The sequence below is a fragment of the Thalassobacterium maritimum genome, from assembly GCF_031127805.1.
GTDB classification, from domain to species: Bacteria; Verrucomicrobiota; Verrucomicrobiia; order Opitutales; family Coraliomargaritaceae; genus Thalassobacterium; species Thalassobacterium maritimum.
Window position 1 is genome coordinate 1 of sequence record NZ_JARXHW010000214.1, and the last position, 590, is coordinate 590.

2 protein-coding genes are annotated in these 590 nt (G+C 56.6%); both read right to left on the bottom strand.

The genetic code is table 11. The annotated features are described in order from the left end of the window. Positions 1 to 225 (bottom strand): hypothetical protein (locus QEH52_RS20930; protein ID WP_308952749.1); only part of this gene is annotated, 225 nt, incomplete at its 3' end. An 8-nt stretch (positions 226 to 233) separates the two neighbouring features. Then, positions 234 to 590 (bottom strand): transposase (locus QEH52_RS20935; protein WP_308952750.1); only part of this gene is annotated, 357 nt, incomplete at its 5' end.

Genomic DNA, 590 nt, shown 5'->3' on the forward strand with positions numbered 1-590 from the left:
GGTAAGGGGATTGTTCGGGCTGCCATGCTTTTTGTTTAGCACTTTGAGGTGCTTGAGCAATGACAAATTACCCATTTCTTTACGGTGAGGGGTGAGCTGGCCTGATTGGATCAGGGACGTCTTTCCGTTTTTGAGTGGATTTGTGGGGCTGGGCGCAAGTGGGTCTATCCGCAGGGTCTGGATTGCTCTGCGGCTGTCTCTTTGAGGGGTGATTGATGGTGTCATAGTTGTGTTCATGGGGCGCCAGCCCAGTGGCCGAGTGGCTCGGGCGTGGGCATGATTTCTGTGGCGATTAGGTTTTGGCTTCGGCATCGGGGGCACTGCTGTGGCGGGGCTGGCATGGTGGTTTTGGCGAGCAATGCGAGGATGGCACGGGTGGCGTGGGCAATTTTGGTTCCTTGTTGCTTGAGGCTGGTTCGCAGCGTGGCGAGTGCTTTGGCTTTGGTGGCGTGGGCGAAGAGGCCGTAGTGTCTGACTTTGACGAAGCCGGTGGGCAGGATGTGCTGGAGGAATCGCCTTAGGAACTCTTGGCCGTTCAGTGTCATGGACTTGGTTCGCGCGCGGTCTGCATAGTCTTTGTATCGGAAGGT